Source organism: Paenibacillus sp. FSL L8-0340 (genome assembly GCF_038593145.1).
Lineage (GTDB): Bacteria > Bacillota > Bacilli > Paenibacillales > Paenibacillaceae > Paenibacillus_AQ.
Window position 1 is genome coordinate 6,457,293 of sequence record NZ_CP151967.1, and the last position, 17,089, is coordinate 6,474,381.

The following is a 17,089-nucleotide window of genomic DNA, read 5'->3' on the forward strand; positions in this document are numbered from 1 at the left end:
CTTAGGTGTCTGCAAAAATAGGCAGCTGGAAATCTTCTTGCGGAAGAATTCCAACTGCATGAGTTAACATGTTAAATCTTAAATCCGATTAAGGTTTAACGGCATTACGGATAGCTTCAACTTCCGAGGTTTCCATGCCCATTGCATTGTCTACAGTAATCTCTTTGTTGATGAGCTTCTGCTTCACTTCTTCAACTTTGGCCTGCAGGTCAGCCGGGTAGACGCTTTTATAGATCTCGTTCTCTGCAATGCCCACGCCGTCTTCCACAAAGCCGAGCACATCACGTTTGCCCATTTCAAGCGTTCCGTCCTGCAGCTTCTTCACTGCTCCAAGGATGGCACTGTCGATCTTTTTTATCGCGGATGTAACGATCAGGTTGGCTTTGTCGTTGTCTGTATCTTTCAGCAGCATCGCTTGGTCGGAATCGACGCCGATGGCATATTTGGTCTTTTCTTTGGCAGCATCGAAGATTCCAAGCCCTGTTCCGCCCGCTACGTTGAAGATGATGTCCACGCCGGAGTTGTATTGAATGAGCGACAGCTCTTTCCCTTTTGCCGGGTTCACGAAATCGCCCGCATAGGATACAGCCACCTTCACTTCAGGATCAACATATTGCGCGCCCTGAATGTAACCTACCAGGAAAGCATTGATTCCGGGAATATCCATTCCGCCTACAAACCCGATGATGTTCTCCTTATTCGCATTCGGCATATCGGATTGCGTAGCCAATGCTGCTGCTGCACCAGCCAAGAAGGATACTTCATTGGTGGAATAGGACATGTTGTACATATTGGCAGGTGCTTCTTCGATGTCCGTGTCATAGTTGATGAATTTTTTATCCGGATTGGCTTCAGCCGTTGCATTGAACATCTCTGTAATTTCCGATCCGCCTGAAATGACAACATCCCAATCCTCGGCGGCGATATCGTTAAACGTAGGCTCCCATTTCGTCTTGTCGGTTCCCATTTCTACAACCTTGGTTTCCGCACCAAGCTCATCCTTCACCTTCTGCAGACCCTTATTGGCCGCGTCAAAAAATGATTTATCTCCAAGCGTTCCCGGAATCAGCAGCACGACCTTGAGCTTGTCCCCTGCAGCCGCTTCTCCGCCTTCTGCATCATTTGCGGGATTTGCTGTATTTCCTTTGCCGGACGTATTATTTCCGCAAGCCGTGACAAGTACCATTACCATGAGCAACAATAAAGCAAGAACGTTCTTTTTCATTTTTGTTCACACCCCTGTTTGTAGTTGGTTTACCTTAAAGAAATGGCTGAATGTCCCAATTGCACGTTTTGTGTTATAGCGATGACCCCGTTGAGTTTCGGCAAATTCATAAAAACTATGAAAATTAGTGAATTACTTTCAAAAGCAAACATTACATGGATACAAATCTTGAAAAACCGGGTAATTCCCGAACGAGATGGCCAGTCTGGTTGCGAATCTTCGGTTTAATTGATACGATCATAACAAATAAGGCAGCAAATATTTATATGGATTCGGTCAGGTTTTTGCACGATTCGGCTAAATGACAGAATAACGGAGGATCACAATGGATCGAGTCCTATATATTGTAAGTGCAGATCATGAAGCTAATACTTATATCCCTCCGCATCAGCATGAATGCTTCGAACTGATTTATTACATCCAGGGGCTTGGTTCCTCGAATGTGGGGACCCGCAACTATCATTTCCGGCCCTATTCATTCGCGCTGATCCCGCCCAACTTTAAGCATGATGAGAAACACACGCCGGAGGCGGATGTTCTGTTCGTAGGGTTTATCTGCGGCCATCCGAATCTCCGCGCTTTAGCCGGAGTCTATGACGACGACAAGGATCAGACCGTGCTGCAGATCATGCTGCGGATGAAAGAGGAGTTCTCCCGCAAACGGGATGGCTACACCGAGCTTATGAATCTGCAGATGAGTGAGATCATCGTTCATCTGCTGCGGCTGCTTGGCACGGGACATACGCCATCTCCTTCAGAGGATCAGATGCAGTATGTTCTGAACTATATGGACGAGCATTACCGCCATAAGCTTTCGGTTCAATCGCTCGCAGAAATGTCCGGCTACAGCTATGACAGGTTCCGGCATTTATTCAAGGAAAGATTCGGGCATTCTCCGCACCGTTATCTTCTGTCAAAGCGGATCAATTATGCGAAATCACTGCTGCTTCATACCCAAATGCAAATCGCTGAGGTTTCAGCTGCGGCAGGGTTTGTAAACGATGCCCAATTCTGCAATATGTTCAAAAGAGAGGTCGGCCTCTCCCCCCGGACCTTCCGGATGAAGAGTAAATGAAATAAAGACCAAAAGACAGGAAGCGATTTAGCTTCCTGTCTTTTGGTCTGATGGAACGCAAGCACCCTTACAGGGTGTAACGGTCACTCCCCGTAACCCAGCTCCTTTAGTTGGGCAACCGCCGTGTCGAGGTAATTTTTGTAGCTGAATGTTCCTTCCAGTGTGCTGAGGAATTTGTCATAGTCCTCTATTTTGGCCTTGCCATAGATGAATTTGATCATTTCCTCCTCAATGAACCGGTTGGCATCTGCGGGATTATAGCCCTGCGGACTGGACACAAAACCATCCAGCGTCTGAATCCGCGGCAGTCCGGCCTCGAAATCAATAAAGGTGGCCAAATTGCTGAATTTCGTCTTGAGATATTCGGTTTCTGGGCGGCCCGTGAACTGGTACAACCAGGTGAAAGAAGCATCCGAGCGTCCTTTGTCCGTAATGGCGACCTTGTCTCCATCCAGCGTGTAGTGGGTATCCTGCACTCCGTATTGGACCAGACGGTTGCCTTCAGGCGTGGATACGTAGTTCAACAATTCCAGCACCTTGTTCAGCTTATCCGGCTCATTTTCCAGTTTCTTCGGGATGACCCACAACCCGCTGGAAGCACCGATGTTGAGGGAGTTGGCATTTTGAATCCCCGTCGGCCCCTTGGGCGGCGCCAGCTGCAGCCATTCCGCTTTTGGATTTGCGCCTTTCCACACCTCAACCTTGTCATCCTTCATAATTTGCGCCCATTCTGTGTTAATAATGCCCACTTTGCCCTGAAAAGCTTTGTCGATCGCCATTGTGCCCTTGTTGCTGACAATCTCCGGGTCTACGACCCCGGCATCAAGAAACTGCTTGAGCTTCGCCAACACGTCTTTCATTTCCGGCTGGTAGAATGTGCTTACAACCTTGCCATCACGGACAAATAATTGCGAGGTGTCGAAAATATTCGTAATCCCGTAAGCGCCGAAAATCGGCTCAAAGGTCTGAAAGTTCGTGCCGGACAGTCCAAAGGTGTCATTTTTGCCATTCTTGTCGGGGTCCTCGGTTGTAAACGCTTTAGCAACTTCGAACAGTTCATCGACTGTAGTCGGCGGCTGCAATTTCAGATTATCCAGCCAATCCTTCCGAATCCAGTAAGTGTAGGAAATGGACTGTCCCGCTTTGGGCAGCGCATATTGCTTGCCGTCCACTATGCCCTTCTTCAGCACTTCCTCACCGACAAAGGCGGTGTATTCCGGCAGCTTCTCCATATAGGATGTCAGATCAAGCAGCGAACCGGATTGGGCCAGCTTCTGCAGGTGCGCCTTGCTCGTAGCCATCAGTAAATCAGGCAGGTTGTTGGAGGCAGCGCGCACATTCATCTGATTTTCATAATCGCTCTGGTCGCCTACCAGTGTCAGCTTCAGTTTTGTTCCCAATTGTTCATCCAGTGCTTTCTTAATAAAATCGTCTGCCGGCAGGCTCGTGCCCCAGCTGATCTCTGCCGCTTCAAGCTCCACCGGACCTGAGGGCGCAGCTGCATTCCCGCCCTCCGTTGCTGCGGGTGCTTTATCCGCGCCGCCGCATCCGCCAATCATCGCTGTTGCCGCTGCCACCGTGACCCAAGCCGTGAATCGTTTGTTTCTCTGCTTCATTTTGAACCCCTGCCTTCTGTAAGAAGTTTATCCTTGCACTAGCTTATGAATGAATTGGAACCCCTTGCGGGGCTCCGCCTTATCCCTTAATGGCTCCCAGCAGCATGCCTTTGGTGAAATGCTTCTGTATGAACGGGTACACCACGATAATCGGCAGACTGCCGGCAATAACGGCCGCCATTTGCATGGCCGCTGTAGGCACTGTCACTTCTGCCTGCAGCTCATTGGATTGGGTGAGCAGCAGCATGTTGCGGATCACTACCTGCAGCGGATGCAGATGGGTATCGGTAATGTACAGAACGGCTGAGAAAAAGGAGTTCCAATGGCCGACCATATAGAACAGTCCGACCGTCATCATTGACGGAATGGAGAGCGGGATCACAATTTGCCACAAGATCCGGAACTCCTTGGCCCCGTCCATCCGGGCCGATTCGAACAGTTCCTCCGGCAGGCTCTCGAAAAAGCTTTTCATAATCAAAACATTAAAGGTAGCAATCGCTCCCGGAACAATGAGTGACCAAATCGTATCCAGCATACCCAGCGAACGGACAACCAGATAGGTAGGAATCAGACCGCCGTTAAACAACATCGTAATGACGATGAAGAGCAGAAAGAACGTACGTCCCGGCAAATTCCTCCGGCTGAGCGGATAAGCGGCCAGCGTAGTCAGAATCATATTAATGGTGGTGCCTGCCGTAGTCACCAGCACCGTAATTAGCATGGATCGGCCAAGCGCGGGATCCGTCAAAATCCGGTGATACGCCTCAAAGGATATGTTTCGGGGAATGACCACGAACCCCCCGTTCTTAATAACCTCGCTGTACGGGGTCAGTGACATCGAAATCACGTAGAGCAGCGGAAAAATTGAAAGTGCCGCCACTGCCGCAAGCAGGATATAGACCAGCGTGTTGAAGATTCTATCCGATTTTCCGCTTACCATATTCCGCCCCCCCATCTTTTGGCCAGTTTATTGGCACCGACCACCAGCACGAAGCCGATGACGGATTTGAACAGTCCGACTGTTGTTGCCAGGCTGAAATTCATCTGCTCCAGTCCGGTACGGTACACCCAGGTGTCGATAATATCGCCAACCTCATATACACGCGGATGATAAAAGACATAAATCTGCTCGAAGCCGGCATCCATGATGCTGCCAATCTTGAGAATCAGGAGCAGCATGATTACCCCCCGGATCCCCGGCAGTGTAATATGCCAGATCATCCGCAGCCGGCTGGCTCCGTCCACCTTTGCCGCTTCAAACAGCGTCGGGTCGATACTGCTGATCGCCGCCAAGTAGATGATCGCGCCCCAGCCGAGGTCCTTCCAGATTTCTGTTGAGACGAGCATGCTGCGGAACCATTCCGTCGAGTTCAGAAAAGGGATGCTCGACCCTCCGCCTTCCGTGATCCAGCGGTTAACCAGCCCGGTCGTTTCCGAAAAGAAAGCTACCGAGATCCCGTAGATGATAATCCACGACAGGAAATGAGGCATATAGCTTAGCGTCTGAACCCAGCGTTTCAGCCAGGTTATCCGGCATTCATGGATCAGAATCGCCAGGATAATCGACGGCAGCATGCCAAACACCAGCTTGTAGAGGCTGATCAGCAGCGTATTGGTCATCAGCTGTGAGAAGTATGGGGAATCAAAAAACATTTTAAAATATTTATACCAGGGGTCAGCCCAAGGGCTGTTCAGAATACCGTCTGTAAAATTATAATCCTTGAACGAAATGACGACACCATACATGGGCAGATACTTAAAAATGAAATACCAGATGAGGCAAGGAAGCAGCATCAGGTAGAATGTCTTCATTCCCCAAATTCCTGCCCATGTGCGGCGCATGGACCACTTGCCCGCTTTTCTTCTTGTAGTGACAACAGATTGTTCCATATACTCAACCTCTCCGTCTAATTCTTTGGCCTGCTTATAGCATAGCGGATGGCTGCGGACTGGCGTAATCTTCATATCTCAGCGATTCAGTGCACGATTTTAAGATTGGGCCTGCAAGCGGGAAACAAGTGGAAACGGCTTTGCCGTCCTCAAAAGGATGGTATCCGCTTCAGCGAGAAATAGAAGGATAATTTATAGCGTGAAACATATAAATTATCTTTGAACAAAAAAACGATCCCGTATTCCGTAATAAAGCGGAGGACGGGTTCGTTTTTTCGAGTTGGCATGAGTGAAGCAGCGGGAGCTGAGAAAGGTCTACCCGGATTTCGGGACACTCCGCCGGGATCTATGAATTGGCTTCCTGACCCTTTCGCTGCAGCCTGTGTTCATTGGGCGTCAGTCCGGTCCAGCGTTTAAAGATTTTGAAAAAGTAGCTGGGGTTGGCGAAACCGACACGCTCTCCGATTTCAGCCACCGTGAGCCCGGTCTGCTCCAGATAGAACTTTGCTTCATTCACCCGGATATGCTGCAAATAGTTAATAAAGGTCTGCCCGGTTTTTTTCTTGAACAGCCCGCTCAAATAATTCTCATCCATCTTGACGTAATGGGCCATTGCCTGCAGCGAGATGTCCTGGTCATAGTGCTGCAGCAGATAGCGGATCATTGCATTGATCTCGGGATGGTCTGTCTCCGGCAGACGCACCCTGCTGAGACCCTTGGCGTATGCACGCATCCGCCGGTCCATCTGCTCCAGCAGGCCGGAGTGGCGCTCAGCATCAAGCAGCGGTCCAGGCGGTTCCGCGTTCTTTCCGCTAATCCGTGCAAACAGTTTGTCCAGACGTTCCGCCGTCTCTTTCACAGACGCCATCGGCATGTTGGCTGTCTGCATGAAGGCCCAGAGCTGCTCAAGCTTGCCGGAGCATTCCTTCACCTCCAGGCGCTCAAAACAGCTGATCACCTCGTGCTCCTGTTCCCACGGAACGGATAACGATTCAGGGGTAAGCCCGGGCAGGTCGTGCGGAAAATGAGCAAGGGGGACACTGCCATAATAGTGGCGGTCCAGCATGGATAAATTCAGCAGCCAGCCGGCCTTCAACCCGGAGGCAGATGTTATGGATCGGCAGATGACGGGGAGCCCCTCATACGCCGTCTCAAGAACGGGTCCACGGAGCTGCGGTGTTGCACCGCGAGCCGCTTCTCCGGGCCAGACAAAAAACGTCGTCTGCCCCATATGATTAAACCGGCAGCTGCGCACAGCTTCACCAGCCCCTGGAGGCAGCAGATGCTGAAGCTCCTCAACATGCAGCGGGCGGGAACCGTTCAATACCGAAACCAGCAGCAGTCCAGGCGAAGCCTCCAGCAGCCGGCGGAATCCCTCCAGTTTGCCCGCCTCGTAAGGGTACAGCTCTTTGCCGTACATTTCCCGCCACAGGCAATCGGCATATTCGTGGAAGGACTGCCATTGCAAGCGGTCCTGCTGCTCTGCTTGCTTCACCAGCCCGGCCTTGGCCTTATTAAGCGCCTGCAGCAGTTCCTCATCACTCATGGACAGCTTGAGGATATAGCCGGAAGCGCCGTGCTCCAGCGCCAGCCTGGCGTATTCAAATTCTCCTGCGCAGGTTAGCATGATGAATGAGCCTTCGAAACCCTTGGCGCGTGCGGCCTGCAGCAGCTCCAGGCCATCCATGTAGGGCATAAATATATCTGATACCACAATGTCTGGTTGATGCTCTGCCATCATCTCCAGCGCCTCCTGCCCGTGCGATGCTTCACCGGCAATGGTGAACCCATGCTCCTCCCATCGTATCGCCTGGCGGATCGAGCGGCGGACGAACGGCTCATCCTCAACCAAGAGTATTTTCCACATGGTGATCCCCCTCTTCATAAGGCGATGAATTCAGCAGCGGAATATCCAATACAGCAACTGTTCCCTGCGGCAACGGGAGGAGAAGCAGCTCCCCCCGGCCTTTATACAGCAGCAGAATCCGTTCTCTGAGGTTGCTGAGTCCGATGCCCTTACGCCGTCTCTTACCCGAGGCAGCGGCCCCCTGCTCCAGCCCCTGCCCGTTGTCCCCGATCTCCACCCGCAGCCTGTCACCCGTGCCGATTATCAGAATGGTGATCTTTCCACCATCCTTCATGTGCACCAGACCGTGATAGATTGCATTCTCCACTAGCGGCTGAAGGCTGAATTTGGGAATCAGCGCATACTCCAGCCCCTCGCCGATCCGGTAATCGACAGTGAACCGGTGATCATAGCGGAAGGACTGGATATAGACATAGGCCCGGATCAACTCTATTTCTTCTTTTAGGAAGACCAGATCGGCATCACTGTTCAGTCCTGACTCCAGCAGCTTCCCAAGATTCTGGCAGATCTCCGAGGTGCCGGTGTCACCGTGGCCCCGGGCATTCCACTTGATTGTATTCAGCGTGTTCAGCAAAAAGTGCGGATTCATCTGTGACATCAGCATCTGGAAGCGGATCGCCTCCTTTTGCCGTTCCTCCATGCGCAGCCGCTCTATAAGCTTCCGGATATCGCCGGTCATCAGATTGAAGGCGCGGGCCAGACTCAGCAGCTCACCTCTATATTTACGTTCGGGAATGCTGACATTCAAATTTTTGTCGACGAGTTCGCTCATTTTTTTCTGCAAATTGTGCAGCGGACGGACGGTGGACGACACGATGGCATACATGATCAGGACAAAGATGGCTCCTGTGACCAAAAGCGACACCATCACCTGCCGCTTCATCGCCTCAATGTTGCCGGAGAGCGCTTCCAGTGGAAAGCGGTTGATGAGATACCAATCCATATTGGGCAGATAAATGCCGTTATAGATGAACAGGCCGTTCGGATCGGTAAAATAACGGGCGGAATCCTGCTTGAACGCCGCCAGCATCCCATGCAGCTGCTGGGCGATGCGGTCATTGCGCTCCATCAGAATAGGCTGCCCTTTCCCATCCAGCAGGTAGTACGTCTGCTTCACCTGGAACCCGTTGGTGATGGAGTTCAGCCAGGTTTTCATGTCGAGACTAATACGCAGGTAAGCGAAGGTTCCGCCGCCCGTATCCTGCAGCTTGGCAAACAGGGAGAACAATTGTGTACCCGGCAGTGCGCTTGACAACAGATAATCCGGTTCGTGGACAGTCCATAGGTAAGACTCGGAAGAGCTTACCAGTGCAGAAAATCCAGGCTGCTGCAAGATCTCACTCCCGCGGACCGGCAAGACCGTCAAGCCCTCCTCCAGCGTGTTATATACCTGCCCCTGCTTGTCGAGCAGCGTAATATGAACGGGAACCACCGCATTCATCAGCCTTTGCTTCACCAGCAACAGCGTGTTCTCAATCTGCAGCTTGCGGTCTTCCCCGCTCTCCTGTCCGCTCTTGCCCAGCCGGGCCTTCAGATTAGGATCACGCTCGAGCTGCAGCATCGCACCGAGCACGCCGAATTTCAGGCTTTCGATGTTATTCTTGAGGAAGGCAAGCTGAGCCGTATTTTGCTGGGAGATATTGTCCTTCATCATCGTCTCCAGCTTCGTAATGCTGCGGGTCTGCAGGAATGCAGAGGGAATGAGCACGAACAGCAGAATAGAGATAAACAAGCGGTTTTTTAAGCTTGCAGGCCACAACCAGCTTAATCTTCTGCCCATACCCCTCTCTCCTTCCGGCTATCCGTTGGATATTTACTGCTTGATACCACAAATTTTAGCACAGCTTGCCCAAAAGCAATATGCTTCTGCCGGCGTTCGGTGCTGGAGCATGTATGATCAGGCGTAGCAGCGGATCTCGGCAATCGCAGCGCTGGGATCACCGTTCGTGGACTGAACTGTTATGCGCAATCGATCTGTCTTGACCATTTCCGGCAGAACATGCTGGCGGCGGCATTGATAGTTGTCATAAACGGTGACCGCCGGCTGCCAGTTCCCTGCAATCCAAATCTCAATGCAGTAGTCTTTGGGACACTGCGGATCACGATAGAACGGCTCATACAAATGATACTCGCGGAATAGATGGCCGGGAAACGTCAGCTCTACTGTTTCGATCCACTGCACCTCTCCCCACTGCAGCTCCAGCCATTGCGGCAGCGGCTCTGACGGATCGGAACGCCACACATTCGTATAGTCATAGGGACGGGTTATCCCTGTGGTGACGTTGGCTGGACTGTAACACGGCTGCGGTGGATCAATGCGGAAGCTTAACGTCCCCCCATCCCGGTAGCGGCGCATTCTGGACGGCCCCATCTCATAAGCCGAGGTATGGCCCGGAATGACCATCCCGGCCATATGCCATTCCACCTGCGGATTCTCTGCCAGCTCCAGCCGGATGTATTGCCCGGCGGACAGCCCATCCTGCGGACCCAGCCCCACCTCCCAGGCTACCCACTGCATTTGCCCGGGCGGAACCTTGAGCGTTCCGCTCGCCAGCGGTTCACCGACACCGCAGCTGTAGTCCCAGATCGAATCCACCGGCAGCAGCGCTGCTTTAACCGTCTGCTCTATGCCGGAGTCATTGCTGAGGCAGACGGACAGCTTGCTGATCTCCGGTCTGCCGATGGCAATCCACTGCCCGCGCAGGCTGGACAACGGCTCTCCGCCCTGCGGCGGTGCGGGCCTGGCCGCGCTGAAACCGCCGAAGCCGTCCCTGCTCTCCGGTCCTGCCCCGAAGACCCGGGCCTCGCTGCTGGCCCGGATATCCGCCGCCCGGGCAAGGTCCCCGGGGTCTGCGCCACGGCAGTTCGGCAGAAAACAGCCTTGGCGCAGCAGCGACTGCTGCACCTCGCGGACGCCTTCCGCCTCCAGTCCGCACACCTCGGTTCCGCGCTTCAGGGCGACAGCCGCCGCCGTTCCGGCGGCCTGCCCCAGCAGCGCGGTCGTCCCCATCACACGCACTGTGCCAAGCGCCGCGTGCGTAGCGCTGATGTTGCGTCCCGCCATCAGCAGATTATCCATATCCTTCGCGATCAGCATCCGCAGCGGCAGGCCATACGGTCCGCAGTAGCTCTGAACCGCATAATCGCTTGTCTCCGTGTAGCCTTCTGCACTGGAGGGCTCAGCCGTCGCCGCAAGCAAACCTCCGGCACTGTGCAGGTCGATGAACCAGCCGCCGTAGGCGATCTCATCCGCGAATACCGTACGGCCTGCCGGGTCATGCTCGGTCAATAGATAACGCCCCATTACCCTGCGGCTTTCTCTTTTCCCCGGCACCTGCCCCACCCAGTCCAGCGCATAATTGGCCGCCTTCTCTCTCAGCAGCGGGTCCTTATTCTTGATCCAATCCCAGATGCCCAGCACATGGCGGGTTAATTCATGCCGGATCTGTTCATTGTCGTACACCGTATTCCAGGGCACCCCGATTTCAATCCACCAATAACCTGCATCCAAATCATAGAAATGTCTTCCCTGTTCATAGAAATAAGCCGGGTCGTCATACCGGACTGCCCAATCCGGTGCCCGAAAAGGAACCTCCCGGCCCATATCTTTGGCCTTAAAATGGATCGAGCTGCCCATCGTATCCGTACTGGCGGCAAGCGGTGCATGCGGCTCCCCGAACTCCTCCCGGCTCTCCGAGCCCCAGCGCCATTCGCAGCCTGCCTGGTCAGCAACCACGGCGTCGCCTGTGCAGTCGATGAATACCTTGCCCTGTATGGTCATCATCGTATCTGCATTCGCTACCCGCACCTTAACCGCCGAGAGCCGCCGCGTTTCATGCTTCTCCACCGCCGTAACCGTCGAATTCAGATGCACCGTCAGATTCGGAGTGCGGATAGCCATATCATAGAGGGCCATATCCCATACACTGTTCGTCCAGCCGTTTTCCCGTATAGGTTCATGATTGGCGGCACGCTCTTCGATCAGCAGTTCAGAGATAATACCTGTTTCCCGGGCATACGCGTGAAATTGCGCCGCACCATGTGGAGTCACCCGGATTTCCGAGGAGCTGTTGCCGCCCAGTACCGGCCGGTCTTGAATCAGGCAGGTGCTGGCCCCCTGCCTGGCTGCGGCGATGGCGGCACAGACTCCCGCCAGCCCGCCCCCGCAGACGACCACATCATAACTCTCCTGCTTGTGTGCACTCATGATCTTTATTTCCTCCATCCGTAGTCAGGCACTGCCTTGCCTTCAGGCAGTTTAATCCCTAAATTGTTGATTAACGGTATATACAACGTATTGTACTGCCAGCGGAATGAAAGAAATATCAACAAATCTGTCTGATCCCATGCACATAACTGGTGGAGTTCACTTTCAATAGATCATGCGTATATAGTAGCTTTTGTACACAGATATTGGATTTGTTCACTCCCTGGCAATTCATCCTGTTCACTATTGTAATCTTGCTCTACTGTTCTGTTCATAGGGTGAAGTTTATAATTATACTGTGAACAATATAGAGAGGGCTTATATCGCCAGTACAGACAATGAAGTCAGGGGGATGTCAATGAGACTGAATAAGATTGGCAACAAAAGAGCACTGTACAGCAAAATATTAGTCAGTATGACGTTATGTGTGTCCTTAACCTTCCTCGTCTCCACGATCATTTATTACAACTACTATATTGGCGTCGAAAAGACGCAGGCCTTCCGCTCCGACCTTAGCGACCTCACCAAAACAAGCAGAGAGGTTGTAAACATGAACGATGCTGCACAATCGCTTTCCTTTCAAATCTACCGTAACAGCACCGTCTCCAAAATTGTACTTTACGACAAGCCGGATATTTACGACGTCACGGCCGCAATGTCCGAGCTTGGTAATTACTTAAGTTCGATGCCATACATTGAATCCATTTATGTCTATAATCCGAAAAGCGAAAAACTCTATATTGCCTCCTCCAGCGGACAAAACGGTGTTTTTACCGAACAGGAACTGGTGGATAAGAACATTCTGGACATCCTGAACCACTATGAGGAATACAAGCCGTTTATGCCGATTCCGCGGGTCTATTCCAATGGTGCCGAGGAGGACGATCAGGTCCGGGCCTATACCTTTCTATGCTTTGATGCCATCGGTTGGGACCGGGCGATTAATTCAGCAGTGATTGTGAACATCTCCGCGCCCTGGATCAACAAAGAGATTACCAGTTCTATAGATTCCAAAAGCTCAACCTTTATCCTGGCAGACCATGGCGCCTTCCTGTCCAGCAACAGCCTGGAGCAGCAGGAGCTTTCCCCGGAGGAAACCCGCTGGATCGACCAGAAGGTCAAGGGCGACTCCGCAGGTTATTTTATCGGCAAATTTGCAGGAGTGAATTCACTGATTTCTTATACCGCCCCGGATGCTTTAAGCTGGCAGTATGTGCGGATCACACCGTATGACATCATCACCGAGCAGACCGACAACATCCGGAACGCTACCCTGCTCATTGCCGTCATTATTCTGGTGGGAGGCATCGGGCTGTCCTGGATCATGTCCAAAAGGCTGTACCTGCCCATTCACCGGATCGTCAGCGAGATGAATATTCTCGAAAGCGAAAAACGTGACAGCATGTTTATGATTAGACAAAATACGGTGCGCGATCTGGTGCTGGGGTTAAAGCCGCTGCAATCCATGCAGCAGGTGGAGAAGCTGAGGCAGCTTGGCATTCACTTTACGTTCAATGACGATTACCGCCTCATCCTGCTGCGGATTGACAACTATAATGAATTCAGGGAAGCCAGATCCTCTTATTTGCTGGCCTACAAATTTGCCATTATGAACATCGCTTCGGAAATCTGCGGCCAGACTTACCGTGTCGAGACCGTAGATATGAATGATGACGGCATACTGGTGCTGCTGAATATCATTGATCCGGTAGAATACACCGATACAGGACTGATCGAGACGCTGCTGCGGCAGATTCAGCAGGCCTGCTCGGATTATCTGAAAGTGAGCCTCACCCTTACCTACAGCCATATTGACCGGAATGCCCTGCAGCTGCATCAGCTGTATAAGCAGGTCCGGGAAGCTTCAAATCATCGTCTGTTCTACGGGCATGGCTGCATCATCAGCGCCCAGGCCGTTAGCAGTCTGCAGGCCAATACCTACCACTATCCTACCGAGAAGGAAAAGAAACTTATCGACGCTCTGATGAGCGGCAAAGTGGAGGACGCCCAGGAGCATTTCAGCGCCATCCTCCGTGAAGCGGAATCTTATCCGTTCCATACCGTGCAATTAGCATTGTCCAGGCTCAGTGTGACGATCAAAGAAATCATCAGTACCGTCCAAAAACGTAACCGTTTACAATGTGACGGGACATCAGGGCTGCCCGCTCTGGATTCCGTAGAAACCGTTGCTGAACTGGAAGAAGCCTTCTTCGTGCTGTTCAGTGAAATGCGGGAGCAGCTCGCTGAGAAAAAAAGCTCCAAGCAGCATGATCTGATCCTCATGATTAATCAGAAAATAAACGAGAATTATATGGAGCCGAACCTTAGCCTGAACCAGATCGCGGACGAACTTGATATGTCCCCGATCTATATCAGCCGGCTATACAAGCAGCAGACCATGTCCAGCATCGTGGACACCATTCTGGAGGTGCGCATGCGTGAAGTATGCAGCCTGCTGGAGAGTACCGATCTTCCGGTAACTATCATCGCCGAGCGCTGCGGCTTTACCAGCAGCTCCTACCTGCACCGGATGTTCAAGCGCAGCTTCGGCACCACCCCCACCGATTACCGGCGTTCCAAAAACGCGTGAAAACAGGGGCTGCCTCAAAAGCCATGAAATGGCTGCTGGGATGCCCCTGTTTCTTTTTGCGCAAAAAGAAAGCGTTCTGCAAGCCTCTTTATTGAAGTAAGGGCAGATCAGTTACAAAAAAAGGTAACGTGAGCCTTTTGGCGAAATAGACTTTAACAGGGAAAGTTCCAAGTTCAATTGCAAGGTGGGAGATCGGTGGAGAAGCAGAAGCTAATACGTATTTTTGATAAGCAGGCAAACCAATATGATAACAAAAGAGAAGATCCGCAACAAAAACGTTGGCGCCAACAGCTTTTAAGTCATGCGAAGGGCGAGGTGCTTGAGCTTGCCGTGGGGGCAGGTGCGAATTTCCCGTTTTATCCTCCAGACATAAAGGTTACCGCAACTGACTTTAGTGAGGCGATGCTAGAGAAAGCCAAACGGGCGGCACAACATCACCATATTGAGGGTACTTTTATTTGTTCGGATATTGAAGAAATGAGCTTCTCCGATCATTCATTCGACACCATTGTTTCTACGTTATCCTTCTGCAGTTATGATAATCCATTACTGGTGTTGAATAAGATCAACCGGTGGTGCAGACCGAATGGGCAAATTCTTCTCATGGAGCATGGGATCAGCTCTAACCCTGCGGTGTCTGTTGTCCAAAAAACACTTAATCCGCTATTATATCGTGCTTATGGCTGTCACTATACAAGAAACATTTTAGGACTGATCGAAGAGTCGGGTCTCAAAATCAATAAGGTGGAAAGCTACTGGCTTAACATGGTTCATCTGATTTGGGCGAGCCCGAGATAGTCCCGGTAGTGGCCGCCTCTTCTACTCTCCTCAAGGTGAAAGCAGCGGAGGGGAAGTTTGGAACTGTAGGAGCGCCAGCGGCCGAAAGTCCAAACATTCCACGCAGCTGCCCAGCACCAAAATGCCCTTCCCCCTGAGCAAAGCGCAGCAAAAAGCCCCGCCAGCCATAGGCTTTCGGGGCATCTCTGCACTACTTAATCCCTTTCTCCGCCACATAAGCGTTCCACTGCTTCGTCCATTCGGCCTGAATCTTCTCCAGCCCGGCTTGCTTAGCCTTCTGCATAAAGGTTTCCAGCCCTTTATCAATATCATCCACAAGGCCTGCCTCCAGCGGGAAGAGGTATTGCTTCTCCACTTGCTCCAGTGCCGCTTTTTCCGCCTGATACGAGGAATAGTCTTCTGCAAAGCCCAGGAACAGGTCTGGCTTCTGAATTTTGTCCAGTTCTTCGAAGATAGCCTTCACACCATCAAAACCTTTGTCGAACAGCATGAATTCCGGATTTCTCCACGCCCAGCCGTTCATCCCCTCACGGGAGAAGCCATTAGATTGGCTCGTGCCGACCAGTTTGTAGTAGCCGTCTTCCACGGTGTAATTCTTGCCTTCAATACCGTATTCCGTCAACTGGTTATACCGTTTGTCCAGGACCAGCTTCTGATAGAAAGCGAGTGCTCTTTCCGGATTTTTGCTGTTCTTGGGAATGGCAAAACCATTGTGTATCGGATGTACCGGTGTAGCATAACCTGTGGTTTTCCCGAACGGATAATAGCCCAGCTCCCAATCGGGATGCGTCGTACTGATCTTCATCTTCATGTCATTATAGCGTGTCGGGTTATCCCCGAACATGCTGGCCGCTTTGCCGGAGGTGACCGGGTCCTGCATCGTGTCTTTGATGTTCAGCACGTTTTTAGGAATGAAGCCTTTTTCTGCCCAGCGTTTCATCGTTTTCAGCTCTTCTTTTTGCTCATCGGAACCCCAGTAGGTGTATACGGTAGCAGGAGATTCATACTTCACACCCATACCATAAGGCAGCGCTCCAACCATTTTGTTCAGCTCAGTATAAATGTAGTGCAGATTATTGCCGATATCGCTGTTGAGGGACATAGGCATCATATCCGGCTCGTTTTTGGCAATACCGTCCATATAGGCCTCATAGCTGGCCATATCGGTAGGCTGTGGAAGATTGTATTTCTTGCGCAGATCCTCCCGCCATACGAAACCGTTGGTCACATACTCTTTATAAGTTGCAGGAACCGTATAGATTTTACCATCCACCTTCACATCTTCCCACATGGACTCAGGTACAAATTTCTGCAGCTCCGGGGCCGCCTTTGGCAGCAATTCATCAATGGCCAGGAACGCGCCGCGTTTCGCATAGGATTGGTACTGCGTCCAGTCCGCTGTAAAAATCAGATCAATCGCCTGGCCGGAAGACAGCAGCAGCTTATATTTCTGGTCCCAATCCGTCCAGCTCGTATAGTTGAATTTAACGGTAGCATTCAGTTCTTCCTGAGCCATCTTGTTAATTTCCTCTTGAATCACCGGCAGATCCTTAGGGGCATCCCCAAGCATATAGAACTGCAGCTCCACCTTCTTCGAAGTGTCGATTCCGGTATCTGCCGGGGCTGCCGTGCTGCTGTCTGTTTTCACGGCTGTGCCTGCATTACCGTCTGTTTCGCTGCTTGCACTATTGTTGCTGCTGTTATTGCCGCCGCATCCCGCGAGCAGCGAAAGAGCCAGCGCAGCTGTCGTAAGCGTTACCAGTGATCTTCTGCCTGCTTTCTTTTTCATGATGAACCCTCCTAAAGTTTGTTTGTCAGCAC

At 51.8% G+C, this 17,089-nt stretch carries 11 protein-coding genes; 3 read left to right on the top strand and 8 right to left on the bottom strand.

Annotated features, from left to right (window positions below; genetic code table 11):
- Positions 1–88: 88 nt before the first annotated feature.
- The gene (locus NST07_RS29500; RefSeq protein WP_341096326.1) at positions 89–1,225 is read right to left on the bottom strand and encodes a BMP family ABC transporter substrate-binding protein; all 1,137 of its coding nucleotides are present in this window, start codon (positions 1,223–1,225) and stop codon (positions 89–91) included.
- 325 nt (positions 1,226–1,550) lie between these two features.
- Here NST07_RS29500 and NST07_RS29505 point away from each other — a divergent pair, with 325 nt between their 5' ends.
- Entirely contained in the window at positions 1,551–2,300 is a 750-nt protein-coding gene (locus NST07_RS29505) for an AraC family transcriptional regulator (protein ID WP_038596451.1), read from the top strand.
- An 83-nt stretch (positions 2,301–2,383) separates the two neighbouring features.
- On the opposite strand, the gene NST07_RS29510 is transcribed toward NST07_RS29505, so the two are convergent.
- The 6 genes from NST07_RS29510 to NST07_RS29535 form a co-directional block, all read right to left on the bottom strand.
- The gene (locus NST07_RS29510; protein ID WP_341096329.1) at positions 2,384–3,916 is read right to left on the bottom strand and encodes an extracellular solute-binding protein; all 1,533 of its coding nucleotides are present in this window, start codon (positions 3,914–3,916) and stop codon (positions 2,384–2,386) included.
- A gap of 79 nt (positions 3,917–3,995) precedes the next feature.
- Positions 3,996–4,856 (bottom strand): carbohydrate ABC transporter permease, encoded by an 861-nt coding sequence (locus tag NST07_RS29515; protein WP_038596454.1) that lies wholly within the window; start codon positions 4,854–4,856, stop codon positions 3,996–3,998.
- A complete protein-coding gene (locus tag NST07_RS29520) occupies positions 4,850–5,758 on the bottom strand; it encodes an ABC transporter permease subunit (RefSeq protein WP_231578518.1) in 909 nt (302 codons plus the stop codon). The genes NST07_RS29515 and NST07_RS29520 overlap by 7 nt, the downstream gene beginning before the upstream one ends.
- Before the next feature lie 394 nt (positions 5,759–6,152).
- The gene (locus tag NST07_RS29525; RefSeq protein WP_341379794.1) at positions 6,153–7,673 is read right to left on the bottom strand and encodes a response regulator; all 1,521 of its coding nucleotides are present in this window, start codon (positions 7,671–7,673) and stop codon (positions 6,153–6,155) included.
- Positions 7,651–9,453: a sensor histidine kinase gene (locus tag NST07_RS29530; RefSeq protein ID WP_342480673.1), complete on the bottom strand. Its 1,803-nt coding sequence runs from the start codon at positions 9,451–9,453 to the stop codon at positions 7,651–7,653. Before NST07_RS29530 ends, NST07_RS29525 begins: the two co-directional genes overlap by 23 nt.
- 117 nt (positions 9,454–9,570) lie before the next feature.
- Complete coding sequence (locus NST07_RS29535) at positions 9,571–11,880, bottom strand: FAD-dependent oxidoreductase (protein WP_342480674.1); 2,310 nt, start codon at positions 11,878–11,880, stop codon at positions 9,571–9,573.
- A 358-nt stretch (positions 11,881–12,238) separates the two neighbouring features.
- Here NST07_RS29535 and NST07_RS29540 point away from each other — a divergent pair, with 358 nt between their 5' ends.
- Together NST07_RS29540 and NST07_RS29545 are read left to right on the top strand one after the other, a co-directional pair.
- Complete coding sequence (locus tag NST07_RS29540; protein ID WP_341379797.1) at positions 12,239–14,470, top strand: helix-turn-helix transcriptional regulator; 2,232 nt, start codon at positions 12,239–12,241, stop codon at positions 14,468–14,470.
- Between the two features lie 195 nt (positions 14,471–14,665).
- Entirely contained in the window at positions 14,666–15,268 is a 603-nt protein-coding gene (locus NST07_RS29545) for a class I SAM-dependent methyltransferase (RefSeq protein WP_341096335.1), read from the top strand.
- A gap of 190 nt (positions 15,269–15,458) precedes the next feature.
- On the opposite strand, the gene NST07_RS29550 is transcribed toward NST07_RS29545, so the two are convergent.
- The gene (locus tag NST07_RS29550; protein ID WP_341096337.1) at positions 15,459–17,057 is read right to left on the bottom strand and encodes an extracellular solute-binding protein; all 1,599 of its coding nucleotides are present in this window, start codon (positions 17,055–17,057) and stop codon (positions 15,459–15,461) included.
- Positions 17,058–17,089 lie beyond the last annotated feature (32 nt).